The 13,945-nt window shown below is 65.1% G+C and carries 14 protein-coding genes; 10 read left to right on the forward strand and 4 right to left on the reverse strand.

Going from position 1 to position 13,945, the window contains the following annotated elements:
* Positions 1 to 55: 55 nt before the first annotated feature.
* Entirely contained in the window at positions 56 to 475 is a 420-nt protein-coding gene (locus GUY30_RS07985) for a phage holin family protein (protein WP_098731037.1), read from the reverse strand.
* A 252-nt stretch (positions 476 to 727) separates the two neighbouring features.
* Between GUY30_RS07985 and GUY30_RS07990 the strand changes: the two genes are divergently transcribed.
* Positions 728 to 2,038, forward strand: coding sequence for an MFS transporter (locus GUY30_RS07990; RefSeq protein WP_167195961.1), 1,311 nt, complete (start codon positions 728 to 730; stop codon positions 2,036 to 2,038).
* 147 nt (positions 2,039 to 2,185) lie between these two features.
* Entirely contained in the window at positions 2,186 to 3,655 is a 1,470-nt protein-coding gene (locus tag GUY30_RS07995; protein ID WP_167195963.1) for a peptide MFS transporter, read from the forward strand.
* Positions 3,656 to 3,879: 224 nt separating this feature from the next.
* Here GUY30_RS07995 and GUY30_RS08000 read toward each other — a convergent pair whose 3' ends face one another.
* Positions 3,880 to 4,728, reverse strand: a complete 849-nt coding sequence (locus GUY30_RS08000; protein WP_228281811.1) for a CPBP family intramembrane glutamic endopeptidase — start codon at positions 4,726 to 4,728, stop codon at positions 3,880 to 3,882.
* A 138-nt stretch (positions 4,729 to 4,866) separates the two neighbouring features.
* Between GUY30_RS08000 and GUY30_RS08005 the strand changes: the two genes are divergently transcribed.
* On the forward strand, positions 4,867 to 6,102 hold the full coding sequence (locus tag GUY30_RS08005) for a molybdopterin molybdotransferase MoeA (protein WP_167195966.1): 1,236 nt from the start codon (positions 4,867 to 4,869) through the stop codon (positions 6,100 to 6,102).
* Between the two features lie 118 nt (positions 6,103 to 6,220).
* On the forward strand, positions 6,221 to 7,396 hold the full coding sequence (locus tag GUY30_RS08010) for a ThiF family adenylyltransferase (RefSeq protein ID WP_167195969.1): 1,176 nt from the start codon (positions 6,221 to 6,223) through the stop codon (positions 7,394 to 7,396).
* A 59-nt stretch (positions 7,397 to 7,455) separates the two neighbouring features.
* On the opposite strand, the gene GUY30_RS08015 is transcribed toward GUY30_RS08010, so the two are convergent.
* The gene (locus tag GUY30_RS08015; protein ID WP_167195972.1) at positions 7,456 to 7,701 is read right to left on the reverse strand and encodes a MoaD/ThiS family protein; all 246 of its coding nucleotides are present in this window, start codon (positions 7,699 to 7,701) and stop codon (positions 7,456 to 7,458) included.
* Entirely contained in the window at positions 7,702 to 8,790 is a 1,089-nt protein-coding gene (gene moaA / locus GUY30_RS08020; protein WP_167195975.1) for a GTP 3',8-cyclase MoaA, read from the reverse strand.
* A 41-nt stretch (positions 8,791 to 8,831) separates the two neighbouring features.
* Between moaA and GUY30_RS08025 the strand changes: the two genes are divergently transcribed.
* The 6 genes from GUY30_RS08025 to GUY30_RS08050 all read left to right on the forward strand — a co-directional run bounded on the left by GUY30_RS08025 (position 8,832) and on the right by GUY30_RS08050 (position 13,932).
* The gene (locus GUY30_RS08025; RefSeq protein WP_228281813.1) at positions 8,832 to 10,040 is read left to right on the forward strand and encodes a molybdopterin molybdotransferase MoeA; all 1,209 of its coding nucleotides are present in this window, start codon (positions 8,832 to 8,834) and stop codon (positions 10,038 to 10,040) included.
* Positions 10,037 to 10,507: a cyclic pyranopterin monophosphate synthase MoaC gene (moaC, locus tag GUY30_RS08030; protein ID WP_167200804.1), complete on the forward strand. Its 471-nt coding sequence runs from the start codon at positions 10,037 to 10,039 to the stop codon at positions 10,505 to 10,507. Before GUY30_RS08025 ends, moaC begins: the two co-directional genes overlap by 4 nt.
* A complete protein-coding gene (locus GUY30_RS08035) occupies positions 10,504 to 10,935 on the forward strand; it encodes a molybdenum cofactor biosynthesis protein MoaE (protein ID WP_167195978.1) in 432 nt (143 codons plus the stop codon). The genes moaC and GUY30_RS08035 overlap by 4 nt, the downstream gene beginning before the upstream one ends.
* Entirely contained in the window at positions 10,932 to 11,333 is a 402-nt protein-coding gene (locus GUY30_RS08040) for a TOBE domain-containing protein (protein ID WP_167195981.1), read from the forward strand. The genes GUY30_RS08035 and GUY30_RS08040 overlap by 4 nt, the downstream gene beginning before the upstream one ends.
* 95 nt (positions 11,334 to 11,428) lie before the next feature.
* Positions 11,429 to 12,193: a molybdate ABC transporter substrate-binding protein gene (modA, locus tag GUY30_RS08045; RefSeq protein ID WP_167195984.1), complete on the forward strand. Its 765-nt coding sequence runs from the start codon at positions 11,429 to 11,431 to the stop codon at positions 12,191 to 12,193.
* Between the two features lie 2 nt (positions 12,194 to 12,195).
* Positions 12,196 to 13,932, forward strand: coding sequence for an ABC transporter permease (locus GUY30_RS08050; RefSeq protein ID WP_167195987.1), 1,737 nt, complete (start codon positions 12,196 to 12,198; stop codon positions 13,930 to 13,932).
* The last annotated feature ends 13 nt before the right edge of the window (positions 13,933 to 13,945 follow it).

Consider the following 13,945-nt stretch of genomic DNA (forward strand, 5'->3'; position numbering starts at 1 on the left):
TTTCTGGTGGTCAGCTGACTCTCAGCAACAGTCTACATCGCGTAGAGGACTTTGCTCATCTCCGGTCGTGGTCGGCGCTTCGCTCCGGGACCAGCCAACCGAGCAGTGCGGAGACGATCGAGACGATGATCGCGGCGAAGATGGCGGAGAAGAAGAACGAATCGATGGTGAACTCGAACGGCGTGAACCCGCTGAGCCAACTCGTCAGCGCGAGCATGATCGCGTTGATGACGATGGAGAACAGTCCCAGGGTCAGACACGTGATCGGGGCCGAGACGAAGCTGAGGATCGGTTTGATGAAGGCATTCGCCAGCCCGAAGATGAGACCGATGACGAGGTAGGAGATGATCATCGCCGGAATGGCTCCGGCCTGCTCCTCGACGACCCGATTCCCTGTGATCGTCACACCCGGCAGGATCCAGGCGGCCACCCAGATCGCACAGGCGTTGACGATGACGCGAGACAAGAAGTTCATGAGCGTCATCCTCGCAGACCGATCTGCGTTCTTACTGAGTCGAAGTTGGGAATGAGGTCCGTGCCATGGTGATGAAACTCAACGTCGCCTGGAGGTCTCCCACTCGAAACGGGCCGCCAAACGCAGTAACCTGAGGGTGAGCCTTTCGGCTCGACTTTCTCAGAACAACTGCGTGCACCTACCGAGTGATTTGATCCAGGTCACCACGGCGGCACGACCTCCCGGACGAGCGGGAGCAGAAACTGGATTGATATGACAGACAGCGAAATTCCCGCCTCGGTTCAGCACACCGAGCCGCAGCAGTCCTCACCGACTCTGTTCTCGGCAGTCGGCCGCAGCTACTTCCCGATAGCGTTCGTCGCGCGCATGCCGTTCGCCATGATCGTCGTCGGTGTCCTCACCCTCGTCGTGGCCGGCCGCGGATCGCTCAGCCTCGGCGGAATCAACTCCGCCATGGTCGGACTGGGCACCGCCCTGTTCGGGTCCTTCATCGGGGCCGCCGCCGATCGCTGGGGACAGCGCTACGTGCTGCTCGTCGCCGGGATCCTCAACTGTGCGGCGCTGACCTTCATGGCATGGGTCGTCTTCAGCCCGCTGCCCGATTTCGTCGTCTTCATCGCCGCCTTCGCGATCGGTGCCACCTCGCCTCAGGTGGCACCGATGTCGCGTTCACGCATCGTCGACATCGTCATGTCGGTTCTGCCGTCACCGAGGCGGCCGAAGGTCCTCAACGCCACGATGGCCTACGAATCCGCCGCCGATGAGGTCATCTTCGTCTTCGGCCCCTTCCTCGTCGGTCTGCTGGCAACCTTCTTCTCCCCGGTGGCGCCCATCATCGGGGCGATCGTCATGACGCTGATATTCGTCTCCGCTTTCGCGCTCCACCCGACGGGCAGGTCCAGACGGACCGGGACGTCGAGCAGCCTCGGCGAGCGCGCACCGGCGAAGGACATGTTCACCGCCGGGGTCTTCGTCATCATCCTCGGCGTCTTCGGCGTCGGAATGGTCTTCGGCTCGACGCTCACAGCTCTGACCGCCCTGACCAATGACATCGGACGGCCGGAGGAAGCCGGTCTCATCTACGGAGTGATGGGCATCGGCTCCGCGGTGCTCGCGATCTCGGTAGCGCTCTTCCCCGCATCGTTCGCGCTGTGGGCACGCCTGCTGTGCTTCGCGCCCATCCTGGTCACGGGATCGGTCATCCTCGCCTCGACGGAATCGATGTCGATCATCGTCATTGCGCTGCTGCTCATGGGCACGGGAATCGGACCGAGCCTCGTCACCCTGTTCAGCCTCGCCGCCGAACGCGCGCCGCTCGGGCGATCGGCGACGGTGATGTCGATGGCGGGATCGGCGATCATCGTCGGCCAATCGGTATCCTCGGCGATCAACGGCATCCTCGCCGAGGATCAGGGAACGGCTGTGGCGATGGCAGTTCCTGTGACCGCCTCGGCGATCGTCCTGTGCGCGGGCCTGCTCAATCTGCTCATCGGACGACGCAGCGACCGGAAGGCAGTCAAGCCGTCACGGCAGCGCGTGACCGACGCCGAAGACGAGACCTGAATCACTCCGACTTTCCGCTTTTTGGGACGGCGTGTCCCAGGCGCTGCCAGGTGTGACCACGGCAAAACCGAGGAGTAGGATGTCCGCTGGTCCATCGTGAACTGCGCCACCGATCGTGGCCCTTCACACCACTACGGAAAGCACACAATGTCTACAAGCACCTCGACGACCGAGGCCGTCCGCAGCGATACCCGCTTCTTCGGACACCCTCTGCCGCTCATGCAGCTCTTCAGCCTCGAATTGTGGGAGCGCTTCTCCTACTACGGGATGAACGGCATCCTCGCCCTCTACCTCTACTTCAGCGTCACCGATGGCGGCATGGGGATGGAGCAGGGCACGGCCGTCGGAATCGTCGGTGCCTACGGCGGTGCTGTCTTCCTCGCCACCATCCTCGGCGCATGGATCGCCGATCGCCTCGCCGGTGCGGAGAAGGTCCTCTTCTACTCTGCGATCATCATCATGGTCGGCCACATCTGCTTGGCTCTCATTCCCGGGTTCGGGGGAGTGGCGGCCGGCCTCATTCTCGTCGCGCTCGGCTCCGGCGGTCTCAAGGCGAACGCTTCGGCGCTGGTCGGCGAACTCTACGAAGAGAAGGACCCGCGGCGTGACGCCGGCTTCACCATCTTCTACATGGGTGTGAACATCGGTGCCCTGTTCGGCCCGCTCATCACCGGTCTGCTGCAGTCGAAGATCGGCTTCCACTACGGATTCGGTGCCGCAGCGGTCGGCATGGCCCTCGGTCTCGTCATCTACCTCACCGGCCGGAAGAACCTTCCGCCGGAGTCCCGTATCGCCGTCAACCCGCTGCCGAAGAACAAGCTCTACCTCTTCATCGTGGCCATCGTGGTCGTCGTTCCCCTCGCAGTCATCCTGTGGATGACGAAGATCGTCAACCCCGAGAACCTCGACTGGTGGATCGCCGGAATCTCTGCCGGCGCGGCCGCTTGCTACTTCATCGTCATGTACACCTCGTCGCAGACGAATGGCGACGAACGCTCACGCGTCCTCGCCTACATCCCGTTCTTCATCACGGTCGTGGTGTTCTGGTCGATGTACCAGCAGATCTTCGGTGTGCTCACCGTCTATTCGGATACGCAGCTCAACCGTTCGATCTTCGGTTGGGAGATGCCGATCAACTGGATCCAGCTGATCCCTGCGTTCTTCGTCATCGTCTTCGCCCCGCTGTTCGCGACGATGTGGATGAAGCTCGGGCCGAAGCAGATCTCGACGCCGGTCAAGGCCGGCCTGTCGCTCGTGCTCATCGGCATCGGCTTCCTCATGTTCCTGCCCTTTGCTGAGGCCGGCCCCAACCAGACTCCGCTGCTGTGGGTGGCACTGACCCTCGCAGTGTTCGTCTTCGGTGAGCTGCTCATCTCGCCGGTGGGTCTCTCGTTCTCCACGAAGGTCGCGCCGAAGGTCTTCCAGTCGCAGATGATCGCCGTGTTCTTCCTCGCCTCGGGCGTGGGCACGGCACTGTCCGGTGTGCTCGGCGGCTACTTCGACACCGCCAACCAGACACCGTACTGGCTGTCGGTCGGCGGCTCGTCGGTCGTGCTCGGCCTGCTCGCGCTGACGCTGACGAAGCCGATGCTGGGGCTGCTGCGCGGAATCCGCTGAGTTCAGCTGCGGCGCGTTGAGCTCGCGCAGTTCGACGGCCCCTCCGAGTCGGTGACTCGGAGGGGCCGTCGGCGTACCGGGCGACCGTCCCCCACCGTAAGTGTCGCTTCAGAGCGTTGCAGCAAGACGATGCGGCGCGACGAGTGATGGATGCAGAACCAGCCGGAGGCTATGCGAGTCCGGGTGAGAGATGCTGGTGCTCGTCGAGAAACTGACTAAGGCAGTCAGACTCCGATGAAGATGGGCAGTGCGTCGGGGTGATGTGCATGGACGATCGTGAGGAACACGAGCGCGTCGAAGAGCAGGTGCACCGTGACCGTATAGGGCAGTGACTTCGTGCGGGTGAAGATGAAGGCCTGCACGAGCGCGAAGGGGATCGTCAGCAGCGGCCCGATCGACCGGTAGCCGAGCTCCCAGAGGAACGAGACGAAGATGACCGTGGTGAACACATTCGCCGTCCAGAATGAGAAGTGTTTGCGCAGCAAGGCGAAGACCGTGCAGATGAAGAACAGCTCATCCCAAATGCCCACAGCGTTGACCCCGAAGAACAGACGGATGATCTCCGACCAGTTCGTCAGCGGCGGCCAGTTGAGGTAGATCCCGGTGCGCATGAAATACTGCGGCAGCACCGCCCAGGCGACCACGACGACGAAGACCAGCCATGCCCATTCGAGCCGCGTCCACGATTGTCCGCGACGCATCGGGAACTGGATCGTGTGATCCTTGAAGACATACCGGGTCACCAGCCACGGGCCGATGACGACGGCGGAGAGCACCACACCCATGCGGGCGATATTCGTCCAGGAGATGTCCGCCTCGACCGAGATCGCCGAGATGAGCGCGAGACACCCGGCGATGATGCTGAGGTCCCTGGCGAATCCACGGTTGACGCTCCATGCGATGGCCAAGGCCGCGAGCATAGGCGCGTATCCGAAGGTGCGGACCTGCGGAAACGTCGTTCCCAGACCGAAGAGCACCACCGCCGAGATCGCCAGAAGGGCAGTCGCGGCGGCCTCCCAGCTGATCGGTTTCAACTGCGAGGGCGCGATGGTTACTGCTCGGTCAGTGTCCACGCTCCACACTGTAGACGAACCCGGCGCGAGCTGCACCGAACGAACCGGGCTTGGCCTGCATCGAATCATCCGGCCTGCACCGAATCATCGGGGTCAGCCTCGATTCGCCAGTAGGATCGACTCGAGGGAAGGACATCATTGGACCCAGAGGACTACTCCGAGCTCGTCGCCGGGCTGGCACCGGATCTGCGTACTGAGACGACGCCGATACGCAACGCGGTCGGACGCATCACGGGGACGGACATCATCGCTCCGCGATCGGTGCCGGACTTCGCCGCCTCGGCGATGGACGGATTCGCCCTCGACGGGGCAGCTCTGAACGCCGCCCGCATCGGCGATCCCATCCGTGTCATCGGCGACATCCCCGCCGGCCACCGAGCCGTCGCTCTGCAGCCGGGATGTGCGGCGCGGGTGATGACCGGGGCTCCCGTGCCCACCGACGCCGAGGCGGTCGTCCCCGTCGAACTCACCGACGCTCGGCAGACCGGGCCCGCCCCCGAAACCATTCGGATCGACTCTCTCCCGAGTTCCGTGCCACCCGGATGGAATATCCGCGCAATCGGTGAGGACATGAAACGCGGTGACCCCGTCCTCACTGCGGGGGAGCGGATCACCGCCGCCGGGCTCGGCGTCCTGGCGATGCTCGGCATCACCGAAGTCGAAACGATCCGCACACCCCGCATCGGTCTGATCGTCACTGGAGACGAAATCCAGGTCACCGACCCGACAGATGACACCCCCACCGAGGCGGTCGCCGCCTCGATCTTCAACTCGAACCTGCCGATGCTCGCCGCCGCAGTCGGCGGCCTGGGCGCCGTACCCATCGAAGCCACGAGCAGAGACGACGCTGAGGAGCTGATCAGCGTGCTCACTTCGATGCAGGCTGAGGCCGACCTCGTCGTGACGACCGGCGGAATCAGCGCGGGCGCCTTCGAGGTCGTCCGCCAGGCACTGGAGTCCGACCATTCGACGTTCGGTCGACTTGATATGCGCCCCGGTTCCCCTCAGGGATTCGGACGCTTCGGGACTCTGCCGCTGATCCATCTGCCCGGCACTCCACAGGGCGCTTTTGTTGCCTTCCACCTGTTCGTCGGCTCGCTGCTGACGGGTAAGAGTCTGCGGCAGAGATGGCGGAAGGGCATCCTCGCCGGCCCCAGCCTGCGACAACACGGCAGGGCCGTCACCTTCCGTCCCGGCACCTTCACGGAATCGGGGGAGATCCTTGCAGCTGATCGGGCCGGACTGCCGAACTTCGCCTCCGCCGATGTGATCATCAGAATCCCACGCGGCACTGGTTCAGAGCGCGACTCAGATTCCCCACGCAGCTCAGGGGAGCTGAGCGCGGGCACGGTCATCGAGTACCTTGAGTGCTGACGCCAAAGTCAGAGCACAGACATTGCCGAGTTCAGAGCACAATTGCCGCCGAAGCCAGGACGCAGCCGCGGCCGGAGCGGCTCGGGCACACCAAAGATCGCCGCATTAGGATGGAAACATGTCCATTTCACGCCTCAACCCTGCCGATCGGGCCCGCTACGCTCGCCAGATCCGGCTGTCAGGATTCGGTGAGAGCGCGCAGGCGGCACTGCTCGATTCGCATGTCCTCGTCATCGGCGCAGGAGGACTCGGCGCACCGATCCTCAGCTACCTCGCGGCCGCGGGTATCGGCACGATCACCGTGGTCGATCCCGATGTCGTCGAGCTGAGCAATCTGCATCGACAGGTCATCCACTCCGAGGCGACCATCGGCACTCGCAAGATCGATTCCGCACAGGAGCGGATGACCGAGGTCAACTCGTCGATCGAGGTCCGCACGATTCCTCAGCTTCTGACCCCGGACAACGCACTCGGCCTCTTCGACGGCGTCGACATCGTCGTCGACGGCAGCGACAACTTCGCCACCAGGTACCTCGCCAACGATGCCTGCGAGATCCTCGGCATCCCATTGGTCTGGGGGACGATCCTCGGCTTCGACGGACAGGTCGCCGTCTTCGACGCGAAGCACGGTGCGACTCTGCGCGACCTCTATCCCGAGGTTCCCGCTCCCGGCAGTGTGCCCGACTGCTCGGTCGCCGGAGTCCTCGGACCACTGTGCGGAAGCATCGGATCTGCCATGGCGATGGAAACCATCAAGGTGCTCACTGGAATCGGCACACCGCTGTTCGACAGCGTGGCCATCCACAGCAGCCTCGACGCCGGTTGGGAGACAGTGCCTGTCCGACCGAACCCCGGCAGGCCTCCGGTCACCGACCTCGAGCAGCATCGCAGCGACTATGCACAGCACTCGTTCGACTCCCTCCACACAGAAGGCGACGTCGGAGGGGACCGAACCGAACCGAACACAGAGGACAGCGCCCTGGGGCCGGCCACTCTGACCTGGGCGGACATCGACGACGGCGCCATCCTCGTCGACGTACGCGAGGACGATGAGGTCGCCTCGGGGATGGTCCCCGGTGCGATCCACATTCCGATGGCAGAACTGCTCGCCGACCCCGACAGACTGCCCGGCCAGCAGGATCCCAAGCAGCAGTCCGCTCTTGCGCTCTATTGCCGGTCGGGCGTGCGCTCTGCGAAGACGGCGGCGCAGCTGCGCTCACAGGGCATCGGGGTGGCCTCGATCAACGGCGGCTACCTCGCATTTCTGTCGCAGCCGACTCCTCAACGGCGCTGACGAGACTTCAGCCCGCCAGACGTCCCCGTTTCGCAGCGTCGGTGGTCACTGACGGAACCTCACCCGCCGGCGAACGGCGGGAGCACGTCGACGGTGTCACCATCGGACAGGGCCACGGAACGATCGGTCGCGGCCACGGAGTTGACGAGGAAACTCGAACGCGACAGCACGGTCGCGGCTTGGGGTTCGGCCGCCTCGGCGAGGGTGCCCACGAGTTCATCGACGGATCCGGCACGGATCTGTGATTCGCGGGCGCCGAACGCCTCACGGGCTGCGGCGAAGAACCGAACGGTGATGGTGGGCACTTATCCTCCGATGGCGCTCATGGGACGCTGCGGCTGCTCGAACGAATCCGTGTCCATCCCATGACCGGCGAGCTTCTTCCAGTGCGCACCCTTCCACAGGTTCGCAATCGATTCATCTGAGGCGCCATCGCGCATCGCGGTGAGCAGATCGACCTCGGTGCGGGAGAACAGGCAGGTGCGCACACGTCCCTCCGCTGTCAGCCGGGTGCGGGTGCAGTCTGCGCAGAACGGACGCGTGACCGAAGCGATGATGCCGACGGTGCCGAGAACCGTATCGGGCCGGCGTCGATCGGCGACGAGGAACTTCTCGGCCGGGGCACCGTTGCGCGGCGCCGAGTCCGGGGTGAGGACGAAGCGGGGTTCGAGAAGCGCGAAGATATCGGCGGCCGTGATCATCGACGTCCGATTCCAGGAATGGCCGGCATCCAAGGGCATCTGCTCGATGAACCGCAGACTCAGGTTCTGCTCGAGGCACCACTGCAGCAGATCGGGAGCCTGCGCATCGTTGACCCCCGGCAGCAGCACGGCATTGATCTTCACGGGGTCGAGTCCGGCGGCCTTCGCCCCGTCGATGCCTTCTACCACCCGTTTGAGGAACGGGCGCCTGGTCATGGTCTCAAACGTCTCCGGATCGATCGTGTCGAGCGAGACGTTGATGCGATCCAGTCCCGCTTCCTTCAGCCCTGCGGCACGCTTGTCCAGGCCGATCGCGTTCGTCGTCAGCGCGATGTTCGGACGCGGCTCCAATGCCGCGACACCGGCGATGATCTGGTTGATGTCCTTGCGCGTCAGCGGTTCGCCACCGGTGAACCGGACCTGATCGACGCCGAACTTCTCCACCGCGATGCGGACGAAGCGGACGATCTCGTCACCGGACATGGCGGAATCGCGCGACATGAATTCGACGCCTTCTTCCGGCATGCAGTAGGTGCAGCGCAGGTTGCAGAAGTCCGTGAGTGAGATGCGGAGGTCGCGAGCGCGCCGATCGAAGGTGTCGAGCAGAGAATCCTCGCCGTGGGCGGTGAACTCCTCGCCCGGGTCGACCGTCGGAGTTCGCAGCACCGGCATGGGCAGGCCGATCTTCTCCATTGCGTCATCCTCCTTGAAAAGCGTGTCGATATCATCATCCCATGACTACAGCGAAGATGCACCGTGAGCGGGTATTCGAGACGATCGCCCCACTGACCGAACCGGTGGAGCTGCCGCTGACGTCCCTGCTGGAGGCGCCGAGGCGGCTGACCGCCGACATTGAATCACCGATCGATGTGCCCGGCTTCGACAACTCGAGCATGGACGGCTATGCCCTGGCCGCCGCCACCGTGGAGGAGCTGTGCGGACGTCCGATTCCCGTGCGCGGCCGCGTCGCCGCGGGAGCACGCGGTCAGCAGGTGCAACCGGGCACCGCAGTCGAGATCATGACCGGGGCACCGCTGCCGCCGGGCACCGATTCGGTCGTCAAGATCGAGGACACCTCGCCGGGACGCTTCGGTGCCGATACCGTGACCATCACCGCCGAGGTCGAGCCCGCGCCGGGAACATTCGTCCGTCGCCGCGGCTCCGACGTCCGCGCAGGTCAGACCGTGCTGAGAGAGGGCACCATGCTGACGCCCGCCCACCTCGGCGTGGCCGCCGCGTGCGGGGTGAATGAGCTGCCGGTGCTCGGCCTGCCGCGCGTCCTCGTCGTGAGCACAGGGGATGAGATCGCCGCCGAGGCGGCCGCCGGGATCAACGACGCGAATTCCGTGACGCTGTCGGCCGGGCTGCGCCGCCTCGGCGTCGAGGCCGAGGTTGCGTTCGTCCCCGACGACCCGCAGCAGCTGCTCGACCGAGTGCGCAGCAGCGATGCGCAGCTCGTCATCTCCACCGGCGGGATCTCGAAGGGGGCACACGAAGTCGTCAGACTCGCCGCCGATCTCGACGGGCGATCGGCGATGACGTTCGAACCCATCGCTATGCAGCCCGGGGGACCGCAGGGCTGTGGTCGCCTGGCCGATCATGCATGGATCGCCCTGCCCGGCAACCCCGTGAGCACGCTCATCAGCTTCGAGCTCTTCATCCGTCCCGCTCTGCTCGGCCTGGCCGGCCACGAGGCTCCCCGGGAGGTCGCCTACCACCGTCTGGCCCACGGATTCGACGAAGCCCCTCCCGCAGGAAAGCTCCAGGTCCGCCGCGCCCAACTCACGGATGCTGGCCTCGCGTTCGTCGGGGACTCCCGCTCCCACCTGCTCCACAGCTATGCCGAAGCCACCCACCTCGTCTTCGTCTCTCCCGAGGAATCGGGCGCAGACGATCCGTACTCAGCTGCGGGAGATAGGCTGATGACGTGGAAGATCGCATGAAACTCAGCCACGTCGACGCCTCCGGAACCGCGCAGATGGTCGATGTCGGCGACAAGGACGTCACGAAGCGCCGAGCCGTCGCCTCCGGCCTCATCACCACCCGTCCCGAGGTCATCGACCTCATCGCCGAGGCGGGACTGCCCAAGGGAGATGCCCTGCCCGTGGCGCGCATCGCCGCCGTGATGGGAGCCAAGCGCACCTCCGACCTCATCCCGCTGTGCCATCCGCTGCCGCTGACGGGAATCGACGTCGAGTTCGAGCTCCGCGACGACGCAGTCGCCATCACCGCCGCGGTGAAGACAGTGTCGAAGACCGGTGTCGAAATGGAGGCCCTGACGGCCGTGACCACTGCTGCACTGACGATCTTCGACATGATCAAAGCCGTCGACAACCAAGCTGTCATCGGCGACATCAAGGTCGTCGAGAAGACCGGCGGGAAAAGCGGAGATTGGACACGGGAATCATGACCACCGGGACAGTTGTGACCACGGGAGTCGTCGAGACCCCGATTTCGACTGCGGAGCTCGAACCCGAGGTCCTCACCGCCACCTGCGGTGCGGTCGTCACCTTCTCCGGCGTTATCCGCGACCACGACGAAGGCCGGGGAGTTGCTCGTCTGCACTACGAATCCCACCCCCTGGCCTCCACTCAGATCGCCGAGGTGGCTGCGGACATCGCCGCCCGCCATCCTGCGGTGAGGCTTTCCGTCGTCCACCGCGTCGGCGACCTCTCGATCGGCGACGTGGCCCTGGCTGCCGTCGTCGCCTCCGCCCACCGGAAGGATTCCTTCCTTGCCTGCGCCGAACTCATCGACGAGGTCAAGGCACGGGTGGCGATCTGGAAGCACCAGCACTTCAACGACGGCACCGACGAATGGGTAGGAGCGCTCGAATGACCCGGCTGCGCATCAGCGATGCGGCACGTTTCCTCGGCGTCAGCGATGACACAGTGCGCCGGTGGGTCGCCGACGGTCGACTGTCCCAGCACAAGGATGCCTCGAACCGAGCGGTCGTCGAAGGCAGCGAACTCGCCGCACTCGCCCAGTCGTCAGCAGGCGCTCTGCCCGACCCCAGCGGAGTCGTGAGCTCCTCACGCAACCGATTCGCCGGTCTCGTCACGGACGTCAGCATCGACGGAGTCATGGCCCAGGTCAGCATGCAGTGCGGCCCCTTCCGCGTGGTGTCGCTGATGTCGGCCGAAGCCTGCCGCGAGCTCGAACTCGAGCCGGGCAGCCTCGCAACTGCCTCCGTGAAGGCGACGATGGTCTCGATCGACACCGTCCCGGATTCCTGAGCGCCGGTCAGCAAATACGGGCAGCTGGACGTCAGCAAGTCTCATAATCGGAACAGAAGTCGACAGGGAACCGCATCCGCGGGTTCAATGGGCACATGAGGAAAACCCTTCTCGGGCTCTGCACCGCCGCAGCCCTGACCCTGTCCGCCTGCTCCTCGGGACCGGATTCCGGGGCCGAAGCGGATCAGCCGGCTGAGATCACCGTCTTCGCCGCGGCCTCGCTCACCGAGGTCTTCGAGGACATCGCCGACGCATTCACAAAGGCCGACCCGAACGCTCCCGACGTGAAGTTCTCCTTCGCCGGCTCCTCCGACCTCGTCTCCCAGATCTCCGAAGGCGCCCCCGCCGACGTCATCGCCACCGCCGACCAGAAGACGATGGAGACCCTCGAATCCGAGGACCTGCTCGCCGGCGATCCCCACATGTTCGCCTCGAACGCGCTCACCCTGGCCGTGGCCGAGGGCAACCCGAAGGCGATCACGAACTCAGAGGACTTCACGGGCAACGACCTCGTCGTGTGCGCGCCTCAGGTGCCCTGCGGGGCAGCCACCGAGAAGTGGGCCGACCTCAATGACGTCGCACTCGATCCGGTCAGCGAAGAGAACTCGGTGACCGATGTGCTCGGCAAGGTCAGCGCCGGACAGGCCGATGCGGGAATCGTCTACGTCACCGACATCGCACGCGCCGACGGCGAAGTCGAACAGGTCGACCTCGACGGAGCCGACAAAGTCATCAACAAATACCCGGCCGGCGCCGTCAGGGCCAGCGAGAACCAGGATGAAGCCGACGCCTTTGTGAAGTTCCTCGGCTCCGACACCGCCCAGAAGCTGCTGCGCGACGCCGGATTCGCCGCAGCCTGACCATGCCCGCACCAACCCCGCCCCAACCGGAGACACCGTCAACCCGCCCGGAGGCGTCCCCGCCTCGCCCATCGAGGCGGAGCAGAACGGATTCGCTGGTTCCCGGTTGGCTGTGGCTGCCAGCCGTCATCGGCATCGTGTTCCTGCTCCTGCCCGTCATCGGTATGCTCACCCGGGTCGACCCGCAGAGCCTGCTCGCCGTGATCACCGCCGAGGAATCCCGCCTCGCGATGCAGCTGTCCCTGCTGACCTCGGTGACCTCCGCACTCATCAGCGTCCTCATCGGCTTCCCCCTCGGGTACCTGCTCGCCACCCGCCCGTTCCCGGGCCAGCGCATCGTGCGCACCCTCATCCTGCTGCCCCTCGTGCTGCCGCCGGTGGTCAGCGGCCTCGCCCTGCTCTACACCTGGGGCCGGTCGGCCATCCTCGGCGGGGGACTCGAATCGGTGGGACTCAGCCTCGCCTACACCACCTCGGCGGTGATCATGGCGCAGGTATTCGTATCCCTGCCGTTCATGGTCATGTCCGTCGAGACCGCCACCGCGGGGCTCGGCCGCCGCTATGAGCTCACCGCCGCCGAGCTCGGTGCGAAACCGAACCGTGTGTTCTTCACGGTCACTCTGCCTCTGCTCAGGCACGGAATCATCACCGGCGCCGTGCTGTGCTTCGCACGCTCACTCGGAGAGTTCGGGGCGACGCTGACCTTCGCCGGATCGCTGTCCGGCGTGACCCGCACGATGCCGCTGCAGGTCTACCTCGTGCGCGAATCCGATCCGCAGGCGGCCATCGGCCTCTCCCTCCTGCTCATCGTCATCGCCGTGCTCATCATCATCCTCGCCTACCGGTCCCCGCATGCTCCCCGACTGAAATCCCCACACACCGTTCCGACACCCACCCCCGCCGAGGCGGCTCCGCGCTCCATGGTCACCGAACCGAAACCTGGGGGAGAGGTGCCACCGGAGGTGCGGTCCGTTGGCCGGACGGGATCGGCGCAGCTCATCAGCTCGAAAGTCCGGCTGGATGCCCGCGGAATCGACCTGGACCTCGCCTCCGATCTGCCGGGAACCACCGCGATCATCGGCCGCAACGGGGCTGGAAAGTCCACCCTGTTCCATGCGCTCACCGGGGCTCTGACCCCCGATTCGGGACGCCTGCGCATCGGACACGACACAGTGTTCGACATCGATGCCGGGCTGTGGCCGCCCGTCCACGACCGCGGAATCGTCCATCTCGCGCAGAACCCCCTCCTGTTCCCCCATCTCAACGTCATCGACAATGTCAGCTTCGGGCTGCGCGCTCATGGTTCTCCACGCGGCACAGCACGTGAACGGGCGCAGGCGATGCTCGACCGCCTCGGCGTGGGGCGATTCGCAAACCGCAGGCCCGATGCCGTCTCCGGCGGACAGGCGGCACGCATCGCTTTGGCCCGTGCACTCGTCGTCGAACCGAAGCTGCTGCTGCTCGACGAGCCGCTGGCCGCACTCGATGTCGATGTGGCGGTCGAGACCAGGCAGGTGCTGGTCCAACTGCTCCACGGGCGCAGCGCACTGCTCGTCACTCACGACATCGAGGACGTGAAAGCGTTGGCCGATTCCCTCGTCCAAGTGGAGAACGGGACCGTCGTCCACTCCGCCCCGGTGGGACAAGTCGACCCCGAAGCCGCAGGTGAGGGTGCCGATTTCCTCACCAGCTTTTGCATGCGGGACCGCGACGGAATAGTGTGCAATCAATCACATTGAAGATCGGCAAACA

This window comes from Brevibacterium pigmentatum, assembly GCF_011617465.1.
Lineage (GTDB): Bacteria > Actinomycetota > Actinomycetes > Actinomycetales > Brevibacteriaceae > Brevibacterium > Brevibacterium pigmentatum.